Origin of the sequence: Okeania hirsuta, from assembly GCF_003838195.1 — a bacterium.
Classification (GTDB): domain Bacteria; phylum Cyanobacteriota; class Cyanobacteriia; order Cyanobacteriales; family Microcoleaceae; genus Okeania; species Okeania hirsuta.
This window is the reverse complement of the sequence record NZ_RCBY01000159.1, coordinates 1-18,482: the sequence shown is the minus strand read 5'-3', so window position 1 is coordinate 18,482 and position 18,482 is coordinate 1. Positions and strand designations below refer to the sequence as shown.

At 36.6% G+C, this 18,482-nt stretch carries 11 protein-coding genes; 7 read left to right on the top strand and 4 right to left on the bottom strand.

Features of this window, described 5'->3' with window-relative positions; genetic code table 11:
- The first annotated feature begins 1,220 nt into the window (after window positions 1-1,220).
- Complete coding sequence (locus D5R40_RS22265) at window positions 1,221-3,326, top strand: M3 family metallopeptidase (RefSeq protein ID WP_124144262.1); 2,106 nt, start codon at window positions 1,221-1,223, stop codon at window positions 3,324-3,326.
- Between the two features lie 1,734 nt (window positions 3,327-5,060).
- On the top strand, window positions 5,061-10,748 hold the full coding sequence (locus tag D5R40_RS22255; protein ID WP_124155233.1) for a LamG domain-containing protein: 5,688 nt from the start codon (window positions 5,061-5,063) through the stop codon (window positions 10,746-10,748).
- A 710-nt stretch (window positions 10,749-11,458) separates the two neighbouring features.
- Here D5R40_RS22255 and D5R40_RS22250 read toward each other — a convergent pair.
- A complete protein-coding gene (locus D5R40_RS22250; RefSeq protein ID WP_124144264.1) occupies window positions 11,459-11,782 on the bottom strand; it encodes a FeoA family protein in 324 nt (107 codons plus the stop codon).
- A gap of 273 nt (window positions 11,783-12,055) precedes the next feature.
- On the opposite strand from D5R40_RS22250, the gene D5R40_RS35855 reads away from it, so the two are divergent.
- The 4 genes from D5R40_RS35855 to D5R40_RS22235 all read left to right on the top strand — a co-directional run bounded on the left by D5R40_RS35855 (window position 12,056) and on the right by D5R40_RS22235 (window position 15,750).
- The gene (locus D5R40_RS35855; protein WP_161564431.1) at window positions 12,056-12,232 is read left to right on the top strand and encodes a hypothetical protein; all 177 of its coding nucleotides are present in this window, start codon (window positions 12,056-12,058) and stop codon (window positions 12,230-12,232) included.
- Window positions 12,233-12,468: 236 nt separating this feature from the next.
- A complete protein-coding gene (locus D5R40_RS22245) occupies window positions 12,469-13,572 on the top strand; it encodes a glycosyl transferase (protein ID WP_124144265.1) in 1,104 nt (367 codons plus the stop codon).
- 42 nt (window positions 13,573-13,614) lie between these two features.
- Entirely contained in the window at window positions 13,615-15,285 is a 1,671-nt protein-coding gene (locus D5R40_RS22240; protein WP_124144266.1) for a mechanosensitive ion channel family protein, read from the top strand.
- A 48-nt stretch (window positions 15,286-15,333) separates the two neighbouring features.
- Window positions 15,334-15,750, top strand: a complete 417-nt coding sequence (locus tag D5R40_RS22235; protein WP_124144267.1) for a secondary thiamine-phosphate synthase enzyme YjbQ — start codon at window positions 15,334-15,336, stop codon at window positions 15,748-15,750.
- Between the two features lie 419 nt (window positions 15,751-16,169).
- On the opposite strand, the gene D5R40_RS22230 is transcribed toward D5R40_RS22235, so the two are convergent.
- Together D5R40_RS22230 and D5R40_RS22225 are read right to left on the bottom strand one after the other, a co-directional pair.
- Window positions 16,170-16,430, bottom strand: coding sequence for a hypothetical protein (locus D5R40_RS22230; protein WP_124155232.1), 261 nt, complete (start codon window positions 16,428-16,430; stop codon window positions 16,170-16,172).
- A 132-nt stretch (window positions 16,431-16,562) separates the two neighbouring features.
- Window positions 16,563-17,477, bottom strand: a complete 915-nt coding sequence (locus D5R40_RS22225) for an Rpn family recombination-promoting nuclease/putative transposase (RefSeq protein WP_124144268.1) — start codon at window positions 17,475-17,477, stop codon at window positions 16,563-16,565.
- Between the two features lie 85 nt (window positions 17,478-17,562).
- On the opposite strand from D5R40_RS22225, the gene D5R40_RS35850 reads away from it, so the two are divergent.
- On the top strand, window positions 17,563-17,754 hold the full coding sequence (locus D5R40_RS35850; RefSeq protein WP_161564432.1) for a hypothetical protein: 192 nt from the start codon (window positions 17,563-17,565) through the stop codon (window positions 17,752-17,754).
- A 447-nt stretch (window positions 17,755-18,201) separates the two neighbouring features.
- On the opposite strand, the gene D5R40_RS22215 is transcribed toward D5R40_RS35850, so the two are convergent.
- Window positions 18,202-18,482: transposase (locus D5R40_RS22215; RefSeq protein ID WP_192901284.1), on the bottom strand; the 281-nt coding region annotated here is incomplete at its 5' end.

Below are 18,482 nucleotides of genomic sequence, written 5' to 3'. Positions count from 1 at the left end.
CCTGTTGCCTCTCTTGGTGCGCATTCCCTTGCGACTGGCGTCGTCGCGGGGTCGCACCGCTGTTGCCTGTTGCCTGCGCACAGCGCTATACAAAGTATTTCCGTAATTGCGACCGACAGGAAAGCAATCTCAAATCCTAATTTTTCGTACCTTATATCATGTTCCCCCTCCGGGGGAGCTACGCTAACGCTTGAATACTTATAAATGACTGTTGTGAGTCCTCAGGAGTCAACCCACCCCTCGCCCCTCCCCCTCCCAGGAGGGGAAGGACCGAGTCAGGAGGAAATATTGGAGAAAAAGAACAAATATTCGTATTGGGGGTATTGATAATTTAAGTATTTGTTTGGTACTGTCGATACCCGGATCCCTTAAATTTTATTATAACTGATTATCCGCAATTCGTAGCTCCCCCGGAGGGGGAACATGATATTATGCGTAATATCAAATCCGGTTGAACACTTATTATATAGTTGGGGGAGTAGGGGAGTAGGGGAGATTGAAGGCTTTAAGTATAGTTATAAACATATACTATATAACCGGATTCTATATAAGTCCTGTTTTACACGAACAATACTAACGGACATGATATTACTGATACATCGATTAATATTCAAGTGAATTAAATACTGTATCATGTCCGGATAATTAGGGTTTGCTGATGGAAGTCTTTTGTTCAACAATTAATAATTAATAATTAATTATTACCTATCCTTGAAAAGAATAGGATTGACTAATCATGAAAATTTTTCTTTATTATCCCCTTAAAAGGGGAGGCGCATACCCACAATTTTTCGGTAAGAGGAGGAGTCAGGAGTCAGGATGACCGAGTCAGGAGAAATGGGAATTATAGAGGAGATAGTAGCAAGAATCGTCCCTTAATTTTTCTGCCCAACTCTTGACCAAAATCCGCTCATTTTTGAACCATTACCACCTAAAACCTCGTACTTTTTGATACTTAAAAAGGCTAAAACCTTTATCTTTAAATACTTTTAGATTTAATCAGCAAGCCCTAATTAGCGATCAAAAAAACTTTCTCCTTTTCCTCCTCTTCTTTCTTCCTTCTTTCTTTCCTCCTGGCTCAGTCCTCCTGACTCGGTCTTCCTAAATAATTAAGATTAATATCATACACGCGCTTCACCAACGCCGATTTTTTGCTCAGTTAAGCTACAATAATATAATACCAAAAATAAAGATGATTGGGATATCAAGAAAAACTGCTTATGAATGCTCAAGCTACAGTTACAAATAAAGCATTATTAAATGGTAAAGGATTACCTCCTTTTGAATCGATTAAACCAGAAGATGTAGTCCCTACAATGACAGAACTTCTAACAGAATTAGAGCAAGAATTAACAAACTTAGAAGCCACAGTTAAACCTACTTGGAATGACCTAGTAGAACCCATACAAAAATTAGTAGACCGTTTAAGTTGGAGTTGGGGAATAGTAGGGCATTTAATGGGAGTAAAAAATAGCCCTGAACTAAGAAAAGCTTATGATGAAATACAACCAAAAATAGTAGAATTTTCTAATAAACTCAGCCAAAGCAAACCTCTTTATCAAGCCTTCAAAAAATTACACAATAGTGATAGTTGGCAAAATCTAGATTCAGGACAAAAACGCATAGTTGAAGCTGCTATCAGAGATGCAGAACTTTCTGGAGTAGGTTTAGAAGGGGAACAGCGAGAACGTTTCAACACCATTCAACTAGAATTAGCAGAACTTTCTACAAAGTTTTCCAATAACGTCCTTGATGCCACAAAAGCTTTTAGTCTCACATTGACAAACAAAGAAGAAGTCGATGGTTTACCTCCCAGTTTATTAAGTTTGGCAGCTCAAGGTGCCAGAGATGCTGGAGCAGAAAATGCAACTCCAGAAAGCGGACCATGGCGCATCACTCTCGACTATCCCAGTTTTGCGCCCTTCATGCAGCACAGCAAACGACGGGAGTTACGAGAACAACTGTATAAAGCTTTTATTAGTCGTGCTTCTAGTGGGGAGTTAAACAACTATCCTTTAATTCAACGTATTTTAGAGCTACGTCAACAAAAAACTCAAATTTTAGGCTTTAATAGTTATGCAGAACTGAGTCTCGCTAGTAAAATGGCGCCTGGTGTTGAAGCAGTGGAAAAATTATTAGAAGAGCTACGCAGTGTGAGTTATGATGCTGCAGTTACAGACTTAGAAGAATTGAAAAAATTTGCTGCCAGTAAAAATGCCCTAGAGGCAAATGACCTAAAACATTGGGATACCAGTTTTTGGGCGGAAAGACTGCGGGAAGAAAAGTTTGCTTTTACTGCCGAAGAGTTACGACCATATTTCCCACTACCCCAAGTTCTTGATGGTTTATTTGCTTTAGTCAAACGGATATTTGGTATTAATATTACTGCTGCTGATGGGGAAGCACCAGTCTGGCATCAAGATGTGCGTTATTTCCAAGTTAGTGATGAGAAAAATACACCCATCGCTTACTTCTATCTTGATGCTTATAGTCGCCCGGCAGAAAAACGGGGTGGTGCATGGATGAATGAATGTATTGCTCGCGCAAAGCTTATGGAAAATGGTCAAACTACTTTGCGTTTGCCAGTAGCTTATTTGCAATGCAACCAAACACCTCCTGTAGATGGTAAACCTAGTTTGATGACTTTTCGTGAGGTAGAAACTCTTTTCCATGAGTTCGGACACGGTTTACAACATATGTTGACAACGGTTGACTATGCAGGAGCTGCTGGTATTAATAATGTAGAGTGGGATGCGGTGGAGTTACCCAGTCAGTTTATGGAAAACTGGTGTTACGACCGCGCCACATTATTTGGAATGGCAAAACATTATCAAACAGGGGAAACTCTGCCAGAACATTATTATCAGAAACTTTTGGCTGCCAGAAATTATATGAGTGGCAGTGGGATGTTACGTCAGTTGCACTTTGCGCTAGTTGATATTGAGCTACATCATCGTTATCAACCAGGTGCTGAGGAAACAGTGATGGATGTGCGTAACCGCATCGCTAAAACTACTACTGTGTTAGCTCCATTGCCAGAAGATTCATTTTTATGTGCTTTTGCACATATTTTTGCTGGCGGTTATGCTGCTGGTTATTATAGTTATAAGTGGGCAGAAGTATTGAGTGCTGACGCTTTTGCTGCCTTTGAAGAAGCTGGTTTAGAAGATGAAGTAGCGATCGCCACTTGTGGTAAACGTTTTCGAGATACAGTATTAGCATTAGGTGGTAGTTTGCATCCGATGGAGGTGTTTAAAACTTTCCGAGGTCGGGAACCTAATACTGAACCTTTGTTGAGACATAGTGGTTTGATAGCTACTGTGTAAACTAATAGAAATCTCCTCCACGCATAGGCAGCTTTGCTGTAGGCAGTAGAGGGAAAGAATTTTTCTGTACGAATGTTTGTTACGAGGCACAGTAGTGGGAGCATCTTGCTCCCGTGCCTGTATTCCTTTTTGGGCATTGCTGAGAGGCCGGATGAATATTATAGAGGGAGTAGGCAGCTTTGCTGTAGGCAGTAGGGAACCCACCCCTCGCCCCTCCCCCTCCTGGGAGGGGAAATAATTGATAATTTATGTGTGAGAATTGATTTGATTTGGGATTTTTACCAGATGTCTAATAGACATCTCCTCCACACATAGGCAGCTTTGCTGTAGGCAGTAGAGGGAAAGAATTTTTCTGTCCAAGGAGTGAAAATATCAGGAACGGGAAAATATCAGGAACGGGCAAGATGCCAATTCCACAAAACTATTAAAATCATCCCACATTTATGCAACGCCAACTTTATTATCAGTATTATCAGTAATTATCGGTCGTTATATAGAGTCAGGATGTATTATAACTTATGTTAGAAGTACAACTCTTGGTCAAGGAATTGACTTGAGTAACTGTCAACCATTTAATTATAAAAATATATTATTTGTTCATAATGGCTATATTGATAAATTCAGATTTACTCTTTATAAATAAATAAGCGATCGCCTCAAATAAATTCCTTATTTATTGATTAAAGGCAATACAGATTCAGAGCATATTTTTGTATTGTCTTGCAGCAACTAGCAGTTTGATATTTTGCATAATCTAATATCAGGAATATTGATATATTTAATCCTAAGGTGTTGGTAATTTGAGGTATGATATCATGTCCGGATAAGAGCGCGATAGAAGTCCATGACCTTTACGCGACCAAAAAACTTTATCCTTCTACTCCTGTTTCTTCTTCTTTCTTTCCTACTAACTCGGTCTTTCCACTCCTGGGAGGGGTTAGGGGTGTTCAACAATTAATAATTAATTATTAATTATTACCTCTCCTTGAAAAGAAGAGGATTGACTCAAAGGAAAAATTTTTTCTTTTTTCCCCTGAAAAGGGGAGGCGCATACCCACAATTTCTCGGTAAGTAATTAAGATTAATATCATACACGCGCTTTACCAACGCCAATCCTAATTTTGCTAGTTTCAAGAACAACCTATATCGACTTTACGAATTAATATCAATTTCATTATTTTTTTTTGATATAGTTAACCATTTAATGATAGAAAGTTTTTGATTTTATCAGCTTAAAGTAGGCCATTATTATCGTTGAAATATTGGACTTTATAACAAATTGGCCTGACCTGAATCCTTACCAAAAATTTAGCAATAATCCTTAATAAAATTTAACTCTATGGATAATTTCATCAGTGGTAAAATGTATTATTAAGAAATGTTTAGCTTGTGCATCAAAAAACTTATACTGTAAGCATTCAGCTGTCAGCCATCAGCTATCAGCTATTGCTTTTAGTTGACGATCAAAGCTTTATTAATTGTCTTACTACAAAAGTTGGCTCCCTTGCTCTTAAAGTCTATATTAATTTAAGCACTGTCTTTAAGGAGAGAGTCTTGTTGCTGATAGCTGACAACTAATAGCTGTTTGCGCAGCATTCCGGAGGAAATGCTTACCTTATACTTGTTTATAGACAGAAGCCAAAAAATATCTGGATTGTATATTTTTAAAGACAATCAGAGAATGATTAGTGTCGCTAGAAATTGCCGATTAATTAATAAATAAGGAGCATTATAATGTCTGAAGTCGCTACTAAAAACCTCACCTTTTGGGATACTACCGACTATAAGTATCCAGGGTTTGGCCAAACAGCGCAAATCTCTGATGGTCTCGGAGGTACAATAGGTATAACCTACAATCAAATAGACTATAATGACCGTGGTTGGAAAGGAAAGCCAAATGGAGATACCCCCATTACAGAAGACCGCCTCCTATCTGGGGAAATAGAGAATAAATTTAGCTTAACAGGTAAAGTAAAAGGTATCACTGTTACTATGCCTCAAATCAGGACTATAGGACGTGAAAATAATTATTCTGTTACTCTAGATTTTAGTAACTACAAAGCTTCTCTAACTGGCTCAAAAGCAACTGATGGCGCTACCTGTGGTGACACATATTTGGCCATATCAAGATTTTTCAACGGTACTGCAGCTGGATATACAACCATAAAAGTCACAGCAACAACTCTAGATGGTAGTCCACTAAATTTAACTGACTGGAAATTATTCAACAGTGGCACTCTTGGCCAAGGAAATAATGCTCGTGTATTCCTAGATGCAGCGACTCAAACTATCTCTGGTAAAAACTCTCAAGGTAAACAAGAGTTTTGCCCAACTCCACCCAACCCAGGTACTTCTTTTGGCACAGATACGGGTCTAGGTTTGTTTCAGTTACCGAGCGACCAACGTTATACATCTATTACCCTTACTTTTAAACAAAAAAAGATTAAAGGTGTAATACCTAATGATTTACATGATATTTATGTTGCTAGCAATACTACCTCTACAAGTCCAATTAGCAAAATGCCTGAAACTAAACCTATGGATATAAGTAGTGGTTTACAACTGCATCTGCCATTGAATGAAATAGTGGAAAATGCTGCTAAGGAAAAAGAAGTAGTTGATATTTCGGGAGGAAAACTCAATGGCAAAGTTCATGGTGCAACAATTGTTGCCGACTCAAACTTTGGTAACTGTTTAAGTTTTGATGGGGTAGATGATTATATCCAAATGCCGGAAATGAATATTGACTATTCAAAGGGTATTACTGTAGAAGTTTGGGTGTATTATAACAGTTTCAAGTACCAATCAAGAGTTATTGATTTCGCTAACGGTCCTGGTAAAAACAATATCATTTTTGGGAATCATACTACAACAAATGATGGATTATTAGTTGTGTTTGTTGGTTCGACCAGAAAAGCTATTGAGGTAAAAGGGATACTCGAAGCAAGTAAGTGGCTTCATCTAACAGCAACAATTGATGAGTCAGGAAATGCCAAGGTTTATAAGAATGGTCAAGAAGTAGGGGGAGGGTTGGTAGCTGTCCCCAATAGTGTTAATCGAACCAAAAACTATATCGGCGTAAGTAATTGGTCAGGAACAGGATATTTTCACGGAAAAATGACAAACCTGCGGATTTATGACCGAGTATTATCACCAGAAGAAATTAACGAATGTATGAAAGTGGATGGAACTCCTCCACCTATGGATATAAATAGTGGTTTACAACTGCATCTGCCATTGAATGAAATAGTGGAAAATGCTGCTAAGGAAAAAGAAGTTGTTGATATTTCAGCAGGAAAGCTCAATGGTAAAGTTTATGGTGCAACAGTTGTAGCTGAACCACGCTTTGGCAATTGTTTAAACTTTAATGGGAATGGTGCAACAGTTGTAGCTGAACCACGCTTTGGCAATTGTTTAAACTTTAATGGGAATCATGATTATGTGATCATTAATCCCATGCCCAACTTTCCCTCGGAAGCAATGACAGTATTATGTTGGGTTAGATCGAACAACCAACAGAAAGAAGGTACAGTTATCTCATACGCAAAATCTTCCGCACAGAGGTATAACGAGTTTCAAATATACAACATTAAAAATATCACACCCACTGTTAATAACAAGTGGTATAGTACGGGAGTTGCTTTCAACGATGGTGAATGGCATTGTGTAGCAATTACTTGGCAAAGTAGCGATGGACAATTTAAAGTGTACAAAGACGGAAAAGAAGTACACTCTAAAGTCATTAGTCAAGGAAATCCAATTGCCACTGGAGGAGCACTGGTATTAGGGCAAGAGCAAGATAAGCTGGGAGGAGGATTTGCTGCTAACCAAGCTTTTCAGGGGCAAATGGCTCATTTGCGGATGTATAACCGAGTATTATCTCCAGAAGACATCAATGAATGTATGAAAGAAGATGGAACTCCTCCACCTATAGATATTAACCGTGGTTTACAATTCCATCTGCCACTGAATGAAATTGTCGAAAATGCAGCTAAAGAAAAAGAAGTTGTTGATGTTTCAGCAGCAAAGCTAAACGGCAAAGTCAATGGAAAACCAATAATTGTAGCAGACTCCAAGCTTGGCAATTGTCTAAGTTTTGACGGTGTGGATGATTATATCCAAATGCCAGCAATGAATATTGACTATTCACAAGGTTTGACTGTAGAAGCTTGGATACACTATAACAGCTTTAAGCATTGGTCAAGAATTATTGACTTTGGCAATGGTACTCCAAATAACAACATTGTGTTTGCTAACGAAACCACAACAAGCAATCTATGTTTCGATAGTTTTAAAGGAACAACTTCCAACAGGGTACAAGCAAATGGAAAGCTAGAGTTGAGCAAATGGCTACATTTGGCAGTAACAGTTGATGGTTCGGGGAAGACTAAAATTTACAAGAATGGTACAGAAGTAGAGAGTGGGTTAATCAATCTTCCCAACAATACCAATCGCGCTAACAACTATATTGGTAAAAGTAACTGGTCAACAGATGGATATTTTCAGGGCAAAATGTCAAATCTGCGGATGTATAACCGAGCGTTATCTCCTGAAGAAATCAATGAATGCATGAAAGTGGATCAAACTCCTCCACCTATGGATATAAATCGTGGTTTACAATTGCATCTACCACTGGATGAGATAGTGGAAAATGCAGCCAAAGAAAAAGAAGTTGTTGATGTTTCTCCAGCAAAACTCAATGGCAAAGTCAATGGAAAACCAATAGTTGTAGCAGACTCCAAACTTGGCAATTGTCTAAATTTTGACGGTGTGGATGATTATATCCAAATGCCAGAAATGAATATTGACTATTCACAAGGTTTGACTGTCGAAGCTTGGGTACACTATAGCAGTTTCAAGAGTTGGTCGAGAATTATTGATTTTGGAAAAGGTCCAGGTAACAACAACATTCTGTTTGCGAATGAAAGTACTACTCAGAATTTAGTCTTCGATGTTTATCAAGGTGCTACTCGAAACAGGATTAAAGTGGATGGAATGCTAGAGTTGAACCAGTGGCTTTATTTAACAGTAACCGTTGATGGGTCAGGTAGTGGCAAAATCTACAAGAATGGTGAAGAAGTACAGAGTGGTTTAGTACATCTACCTAATAATCTTAATCGCACTAAAAATTATATTGGTGATAGTAACTGGTCAGCAGATGGATTTTTTCATGGCAAAATGTCGCATCTGCGGATGTATAACCGAGCATTATCTCCTGAAGAGATTAATGAATGTATGAAAGTGGATGGAACTCCTCCACCTATGGATATTAATCGTGGTTTACAACTGCATCTGCCATTGAATGAAATTGTCGAAAATGCTGCTAAAGAAAAAGAAGTTGTTGATATATCAGCAGGAAAACTCAATGGTAAAGTTAATGGTGCAACAGTTGTAGCAGACGATCGCTTTGGCAACTGTATCAACTTTGATGGTACGAAGGATTATATCGAACTTCCTACAGCAACTATTCCCGAAACTGGTGAAATTACAATTAGTTTCTGGGCAAATGGCGGCAAGTCTCTACCTAATCAGAATTCTATTATCTTGGCACAAGATAAAAGTAATCACAGGGTAGTCAACATTCATTTACCTTGGTCAAATAGTAACGTATACTTTGATTGTGGAAATACAACTACTACTGATAATAGTTATGACCGTATCGAAAAACCATCCCAGGCAAGTGACTTTAAAGATCGATGGACATACTGGGTATTTACCAAGAATGTGGCTACGGGTGAGATGAAAATCTATCTTAATGGTAGTTTGTGGCAAAGTGGTGTTGGTAAAGAAAATCCTCTAAGCTCAATTACTCAGGTTAAATTTGGTTGTGGTTATGGTTTTTATAATGGTAAAGTTGCTCATCTACGAATTTATGACCGAGTATTATCTCCAGAAGAAATTAACGAATTGATGACAGTTGATGAGACCACTGGTGAAACCGATAGCACATCAACAACTGATGAGACTGATGCCACTGGTGAAACCGACAGCACATCAACAACGGATGAGACTGGTACTACTGGTGAAACCGACAGCACATCAATAACGGATGAGACTGGTACTACTGGTGAAACCGACAGCACATCAATAACGGATGAGACTGGTACTACTGGTGAAACCGACAGCACATCAATAACGGATGAGACTGGTACTACTGGTGAAACCGATAGCACATCAACAACGGATGAGACTGAGACTACTGGTGAAACCGATAGCACATCAACAACGGATGAGACTGAGACTACTGGTGAAACCGATAGCACATCAACAACGGATGAGACTGAGACTACTGGTGAAACCGATAGCACATCAACAACGGATGAGACTGAGACTACTGGTGAAACCGATAGCACATCAACAACGGATGAGACTGAGACTACTGGTGAAACCGATAGCACATCAACAACGGATCAAACTCCTAAACCTATAGATATAAATAGTGGTTTACACCTCCATCTCCCACTCAATGAAATAGTAGAAAACTCAGCAAAAGAAAAAGAAGTAGTTGATGCCTCAGATGGAACACTCAATGGCAAAGTTTATGGTGCTGAAGTCATAGCTGACCCTAACTTTGGCGATTGTATAGGTTTTGATGGAGTAGATGATTATATCGAACTACCCCCAACCGCTATTCCCGAAACTAATGAACTCACAATTAGTTTTTGGGCAAATGGCGGAGAGTCTCTACCCAAACAAAGCTCTATTTTGTTAGCAGAAGATAAAACTAATAACAGGGTAGTTAATATTCACTTACCGTGGTCAGACAGTACCGTATACTTTGATTGTGGAAATAAAACCTCTTCTTTTGACAGAATTGAACAATTAGCTCAAGTCTCTGATTTTAAGGGTAAATGGAATCACTGGGTATTTACAAAGAATATTACTACCGGTGAGATGAAAATCTATCTCAATGGTAGTCTGTGGCAAACTGTTACAGGTAAAGATCAAGAATTAAGTCAAATTACTCAAATTAAATTGGGTTGTGGTTATGGGTTCTATGAGGGTAAAGTTGCTCATCTGCGAATTTATGACCGAGTGTTATCTCAAGAGGAAATTAACGAACTAATGAAAGTAAATCAACCTGCTACTACATCAACGACTGGTGAAACAGACGCCACATCAACGACTGATGAAACTGATACTACCCAAAAACCTATGGAATATCGGACTTATCAGGTCAAAGGTAATCCCACAATCAAAACTGGATATTCAGCGTCAGAATGGACTGCAGTTATTGCCGGATTTAATTCCGGAGCAAAGCAAAAACACAAAGCTTCAGCATTGACGATCATGCCTGTTGTTGAGGATGAAGAATGGAAAATTAAGTGCGATATTAAAGATACAGACGATCGCTATTGGGATGTAGCGGTTTTATTTATCAAGAATAATATGGTAAATAGGGTCAACAACTTTTATCGTTAGATAGCTGTAGTCTCAAAGGGCATCCGATCGATTTTTTTGGGGTAGCATTTTATGGCTGCCCCTTTTGATTTATGGCATTGGTGATTGGAGGTATGAAATCAGTAATTTAGGTAAATTAAGAGTAATTCTTTGAATGGCAAGATGAGATATTGTCTTTACTGAATTGACCAAAAAGCACATTTCTTTCTCCTGACTCCTAAGTAATTAAGGTTAATATCATACAATAATTCACCAACGCCTGATTTATATATAGCGGGCAAGATGCCTGAACTGGGAAAATTTAATTGTTATAGCGCTACAAAAATTGGTTATATCAAATCTGTTTTATTGGACATAAAAAAATTCTCCAATCGTCATAACTACGCTCATCTTTGTAATTCTCTCTCCTCCTGACTCGGTCTTCCTGACTTCCCATCCTGGGAGGGGGAGGGGCAGGGGCGAGGGGTGAGTTAACTCAGAAGGAGTTAACGATTCTATAACTGTTTAACCCAATTTGATATTAGGACATTTTTCAATCCTAAAACTCTTTTACAGTTTGCTATTCCCTGTTCCCTGTTCCCTGTTCCCTAGAGCGTAGCGCTATAATATCTGTACTTCATATCAAATCCGGTTAAACAGTTATCAGGAAAGGCAGAAGGCAGGAGGCACTTATGCTATTTGCGCAGCATGACCTAGGAAAGGGAATTGTTTCTTCTGCCTTCTGCCTTCGTTTATAAAATTAGCGGTTTTACAAAAATTGTTTTTGCTTCTTCTCTCCTAATTGCTAATTCTGTACTGATACCTACTCTGATATGAAGTGGTCCGCAAAAGCAACTTTTTCGTAATACCATTATTTGTTTTTCTGGCACAACTCCCATAGCTTTAAGACGTTTGACTAATACTTCACCATAAGTATCTATTTCAATTCTTTTAATGATTGCTGGAATTTGGATATCTAGATAAGATAAATCTATCAGTTGTGTAGTAGTTTTACTATCTAAATCTTGCTTATTTTCTGCGTCAAAAATTATTTTTTCTGGATGATTAGACAACATTTTAAAATTAGTATTTTTATCTTTATGACTGTGAAGTATTACTCAATATTTTGATAATTCAAATATATTAAAAAATATTATTAGGGTTAATCAAAGTATGTTCTACTAAAAGAATAGATGCTTGATAATTGGGTTTATTTGTGAAATTTTTAATATAAATCTGACCAGATGTAGACTGGAGATTTTTGAAACTATCAATAAGTTTTTTTCTGGATTTTCTACTCCTATTAGAGAATATTTATCAAATAAATATTAGATCGCGTAGGGTGTGAAGTGTGTTACATAAAGCACTATCCCACAGCACATGGTGGGTTAGGTGTAAAACCGACAATGATTCCAGAAATGGTAAGTGTGCCACCACAAACCCCACTTAATTTTTTGTTTACAAACAGCCCCTTACTCAAAATTGATATTACAAAAAAATTAGCTTTTTTAGAAAAAAAAACATAACTGGTAATATTTTACTTGAATAGCGCTCTAATTATAATAAAATACTTTACTTTTTATGAGCATATTACTAATGAATGCTATAGAAATTTGTTATAGGATATAGCGTTTCTCAGTAAGCGTGAGGTACTTTTATCTTTCTTCCCTGTTGCCTGTTGCCTGTTGCCTAAAACCTCGAATTTTGTACCTCACGCTTTTTGGGAATTGCTATAGTATTAATCTTTAATTGAAAAAATCTCATGCCTCGACCTACCTTATATATTGCTATTACTAACCATGGATTTGGTCATGCTGTACCCATATCATCAGTTGCTAATCTGGTGCAAAAAATGTGTCCAGATGTTTTATTGATTATGGTGACAACTGCTCCCCGTTGGTTATTAGAATCTTATATTTCTGGTGATTTTATTTATCGTCCCCGTGCTTTTGATGTGGGAGTTATTCAATCAGACAGTATCACAATGGATAAACAAACTACCCTAGAAAAATTGAAAGAAATTCGGAGTAAAGAACGGTCAATTATTGCTGGAGAAGTAAATTTTATTAAACAAAATCGAGTAGATTTATTATTAGCAGATATTCCGCCACTTGCTGCTAAAATTGCTCAAACTGCCGATATTCCTGGTTGGATGTTGAATAATTTTGGTTGGGATTTTATTTATCGTCCTTGGGGTGGTGAATTTCTAGAAATTGCTGATTGGATAGGAGAATGTTTCAGTAAATGTGACCGTTTATTTCGCCTCCCACTCCACGAACCTATGGGCGCTTTTCCTAATATTGTTGATGTTGGTTTGACTGGAGGAACTCCACGTTATCAACCAGAGGAAATTAAAGCAAAATTTAATATTCATACAGACCAAGAAAAAACTATTTTACTTACTTTTGGCGGTTTAGGTTTAGACAAGATTCCCTATCAAAATCTTTCTCGTTTTCCTGACTGGCAATTTATTACATTTGATAGTAATATCCCTGAACTTCCTAATCTAATAAATGTCAGAAAAGAATTTGAAAAAATAGATAAAAATTTACCAAATATTCGCCCAGTAGATTTGATGCCGATTTGTGGCAGGATTATTTCTAAACCAGGGTATAGTACCTTTGCTGAAGCTTTACGGTTAGAAACACCTATTGTGTCATTAGTTAGAGAAGGTTTTGCCGAATCGAAATTATTATTAGAAGGAATTCAAGATTATAGTTATCATCAAATATTACCTCCAACAGAATTTTTTGATGGTGATTGGGAATTTCTCAGAAAACCCCTACAACCACCCCGTAAATCTGAAAAATTAGATAAAAATGGTAGTGAAGCGATCGCTCAAGCTGTTGTAGATTATTTACAATAATTATTTTCAACTGTCCAATTATTTTATTCAAGGAAAACAATTATGAACCCTAAGATTAATATTAATAACTTCATTGAAATTGATATGAACAGTATCATTGGAACTGGAGTTGAAATCGTATTTATAATATGTTTATTTGTAGCAATTAAATTTGTTTTCGGCAGAGCATATAAACAATTAATACAAGTACCATCAGTCAAAAACAAGAAAAAAGAGGTTGAATTTATCTACCAAAATATTCAGATATTCTTAACTGTAAGTTGTTTACTACTATGTCTATTAGTGGCAGGAATTAATGGATGGCTTATTTATCAAGGAAAAAATTTAATCGAATACCAAACTTATTTGATTAAAAATATTTCCTTTAATTACTTGCTAGTTATAGGAATTAGAGTCCTAAAAATCTTGGGCATACTAATTTTAACTAAATGGAGTATTCCATATATAAAAAAATTTATAACTTGGTTAACAGAGTGGGCAAAAAACGTCGATCAAATCACTGCCAATGACGCCAGTATTGAAAAATTATTTGAATTTTTCAAGAGTAACTTTAATAATATTATCTGGCTGTTATATGTTACTATATCAGCTCAAATTATGGTATTCCCAGAAGTAATTGTCAAATATTTATATATAAGTTTGCAGATTTATATGATTATTATTATGGGATTACTATTTACTAAAGCTAATACAACAGTTATTGAAACTTTGGATGCTGTTAGCAAAAAATATTCCGATCAAAGAAATATTGTGCGGATCTACAACCGCCTACGTAAATTAATTCCTCTTGCCAAACGATGTCTTGAATATGCAATCTATATTACTACAGCTACTTTAGTAGTTCAAAAAGTTGATTTTATTGCTAGTTTAGCTCCTTATGGTCTTTTATCTTTGCAAATAATTGGGATTATATTTATGAGTCGTGTTGTGCAAGAAATTGGTCAACTTTTACTAGAAGAAGTACTACTGCGTGAGAGTGATACAGATGATTTATCTAAACAGAGACGAGAGACATTTTTACCTTTATTTCAAAGTTGTACAAAATACCTGATTTACTTTGGTACAGGTATAGCAATTCTTTATACTATTAAAATTGACCCGACTCCTATTCTAGCAGGTGTAGGTATTTTAGGTTTAACAATTGGAATGGGAGCGCAAAGTCTGGTTGAAGATATAGTTGCAGGTTTCTTTATTTTGTTTGAAAATTATTACTTAGTAGGAGATTTTGTAGAGATAAATGGTGTAAGTGGTTTTGTTACGGGAATAGAATTAAGAACAACTCGCATTAATTATGAAGATAAAAATTATATTATCCATAATCGTGATGTTAAAGATATAGTTAATCACTCTAGCTACAGTAATGCAGTGGTCATGCTGAAAATTCCTTATCAAGTTAAGATGAGTCAAGTCAATGAAATTATAGAAAAAGTTGGAAAGAAACTTCTAGAGAATTATTCAGAAGACATAATTGAACCAACAATAATAGAAGGAGTAGAAGAATTTTCTGACAATCAAATATTAATCGAAGTAGTTACACAAGTTAAACCTGGAAAACATTTAATTATTCAGAAAGTCTTAGGCATAATGATCAAAGAAGCTTTTGAAGAAGCAAATATTGAACTTAGGGTGGTTAATCATATAACACTGAGTAACGATCAACCTATTCCAATATTTTTAAAACCTCTACGGGTTAAACTACGCAAAAATCAATAGTAAAGTTATCTATTAGCCTTAATCAAGATATATCCGACCAAAAATAAAATGACTCACTATCAACAATTACTTCAAATAAATACCTCCGGCAAGTCTCTGTTAAAAATTACTCCTAAAGTACAGGAAAGTGTAGCAAAATCAGGGATAAAAACAGGTTTATGTAATCTATTTTTACGCCATACTTCCGCCAGCTTAATAATTCAAGAAAATGCCGACCCAGATGTATTAGTTGATTTGGAAAACTTTATCTCAAAATTAGTACCAGAAGGTTATCATTATATTCATAGTGCTGAAGGTCCTGATGATATGCCTGCTCATATTCGCAGTGTTTTAACCCATACTTCAGAACAAATTCCGATTAATAATGGCAGATTAGTATTAGGTACTTGGCAAGGAATTTATGTTTGGGAACATCGTCAACGTAGTCATACCCGAGACTTAGTAATTCATATTAGTGGAGATTAACGAAGTCAGAAGTCAGAATTCAGAATTCAGAAGTTAACCCACCCCTAACCCAACCCACCCCCGCCCCTCCCAGGAGGGGATCCAGGAGGGGAAGTAGGGGATTTGAGCAAGCCTCCAAAAACCAGAACGCCATTTCCTGGCGGGGTTGCGCGACCCAATTATATCAAATCCGGTTGAATACTTATTATATAGTTGGCACCTCACGGGGTGACAAGGTAGCTGAAAGCTATATATAGAGATGGACTTATCGAATAAGCTGAAGAATACTTCCACTAAAAGAGAACCATTATTGAGAATAGATGAGGATGTGGTGCGATCGCACCACACCCCCCATCGGCGTTGAACAATAGTTCAAGTTGCCCTCTAAATCAGATGATCACTCATACTCACTTTTATTAATTTTAGTTGCTCAGAAATAATTAAATATTAAGTAGTTTATTCATGGCTTTAATTCCATTTATGTAACATGGTAATTTATGACGATTAAACTTCATTAAATCTTCTACTAATTTCCCGATAATTTCATCATTTACAATCCAATTAACAGGCTTATAATCCGAGAAAAAAATTACTGTGTCTTCTGTACTTTCTTCTTTTTTCATTGATTCTTGATACATAATTATAACAGGAGGCAGAAAGTAGCGATCGCTCCCAATTAAGTCAAAATTCAAAAGTGACAAAAATTGAAGTCTTGAATCTCCTCCTGCCTTCTGCCTCCTGCCCCCTGCCTCCTAACCCTCCTACCTTCTGCTTTTTGTTTGTTAATTAGCTAACCAGTTTTCCAAATCTATGATGGTTGCTAAATCAAAAATTTATTCTCCTAAAATATCTAATTTTTCCATAGATAACTGCTCTATCTGAGTTTTAACTTCTGGAGCTATTTCTCCAAACTTTCTGCGAATTTGACGTAAAATTTGTTTCACTATTTGCTCCCGTCCAATTTCCATTCCAATACCAATTCCTTCTTCCCGTCCAATACCAATTCCTTCTTCCCGTCCAATACCAATTCCTTCCTTTATCGCCAAACTAATTTGTCCTTTCTTATCTCTAATCAACGTTTCCTGTTTCTCTAATTCCTCTAATTCTTCATTATTTAAATTTGCTTTATTCGCTATATTTAATGCCGCCTCTATTTCTGATACTTCTCCTAATGAAGAGGGTATTACTTCTAAATTTGGCGCTGATTTAATAAAATATATCCATTTATCACTGAGGGTTTCTAATTCTGATAATTCTTTGTTAAATTTCGGTAATTCTAAAAACATTAAAGTTAATTCATCTTGATAATTAAACAATCCTGTCTCTTCTTTAAATTTAAACTTAGTAATCATTTTCTCCGTTTTTTCATTTTCAAATAAAACAAAATCGGTAATTTTTAAAGCGATAAAAGGGGTTAACATCATATAACCTTGACCTACATATAATTGATTTCCATAAGCTTTAGCTAGGTTATAAATTACTCGTTTTTCAAAACCTTCTACATTCAATACTTGCATTTCAATGATGACTGTAGAACCATTATCTAAAAGTGCTTTTACATCAAAATAAGTCTCTTTCATAGTGTTAGTAACTCCAGGGTTATAGGGGTTAATTATTTTGAGAGATTGAATAATATTTTGATTGTCATAAACTATGGCATTGAGAAAGCTAATGAGAATATTTTGACTGTGAATAGAACCAAATATTTTTTTAAAAGCAAAGTCAGTTTTGGGGCTGATAAACTTCATTGTTTTTACTACTTACTTTATTTTTGTGTTGATTATATAACAATTTCTGTGATGGTGAGGTACAAAATTAGTTGGTTTTAATGAAGTGATTTTTACGAAGAAGGCAGGGGGCAGAAGGCAGGAGGCAGAAGGCAGTAAGCAGGAGCTAGAAAGGCAAAAGTTAAAAGTAAGAAGAGGGCGATCACTCTCAATTAATTCAAAAGGCAAAAGTCAAAAGTTAAAAGTAACAAAAGCCGAAAATTTTGCAACAGTAGGGGCGGTTTCCATCTTAAATTAATCGTTCTCAACCAAAACGCCCCCATCTCACAGTAATAAATAAGCGATCGCTCCATTTCAAGTCAAAAGGCATGCATTCAAAAGTCAAAAGTTAAAAGTAACAATGGTAGAACTACATTGAAGTCTTGAATCTCCTCCTGCCTGCTGCCTCCTGCCCTCTGCCTTCAAAGAGAAGTCTTGAATCTCCTCCTGCCTGCTGCCTTCTTCAATTTAACTTCTGACTTCAGCTATAACCATCCCCAAGTTTGTAAATTTACGCATATAAGGCGACCTGTATCCTAGTGCAGGATGGCAGAAATAAGTGACCAGTAGAAGCAATGCCTTCTTCCTGAGATAGAATACTCAGAAGTGTGATCGCGATCGTAAAATAAATGGTCAATAGCCAAGCTAAAAATGATCGGCATTGAGTTGGATCCTTGAGTCAGTATGACCATGAATCTGAATCTGGTTAATCATCCTCTGAAAACCCCTGAAATTTCCAGATAAAAGGTCTGGCTAGAGTACAGTTGAAATAGTCAATAAAATTCAGTATCTTCTGCTTGAGGTCTGAGGTGGAAGAGAAACTGCTACGCCGGAGTAAACGCCTGGCCAAAATAGAGAACCAACACTCAATTTGATTCAGCCAAGAAGTATGTTTAGGGATATAAACAAAGCGAATCCGGTGAGACTCGTCAGACAAAAAAGCAGCACGAGTTACCATAGACTGGAGAATACCTGATTTCTGTTTCA

Coding starts and splice junctions, on each gene's coding strand:
- D5R40_RS22255 (WP_124155233.1), top strand. CDS start 5,061: ATGTCTGAAGTCGCTACTAAAAACCTCACCTTTTGGGATACTACCGAC.
- D5R40_RS22240 (WP_124144266.1), top strand. CDS start 13,615: ATGAACCCTAAGATTAATATTAATAACTTCATTGAAATTGATATGAAC.
- D5R40_RS22265 (WP_124144262.1), top strand. CDS start 1,221: ATGAATGCTCAAGCTACAGTTACAAATAAAGCATTATTAAATGGTAAA.
- D5R40_RS22225 (WP_124144268.1), bottom strand. CDS start 17,477: ATGAAGTTTATCAGCCCCAAAACTGACTTTGCTTTTAAAAAAATATTT.
- D5R40_RS22250 (WP_124144264.1), bottom strand. CDS start 11,782: ATGTTGTCTAATCATCCAGAAAAAATAATTTTTGACGCAGAAAATAAG.
- D5R40_RS22245 (WP_124144265.1), top strand. CDS start 12,469: ATGCCTCGACCTACCTTATATATTGCTATTACTAACCATGGATTTGGT.
- D5R40_RS22235 (WP_124144267.1), top strand. CDS start 15,334: ATGACTCACTATCAACAATTACTTCAAATAAATACCTCCGGCAAGTCT.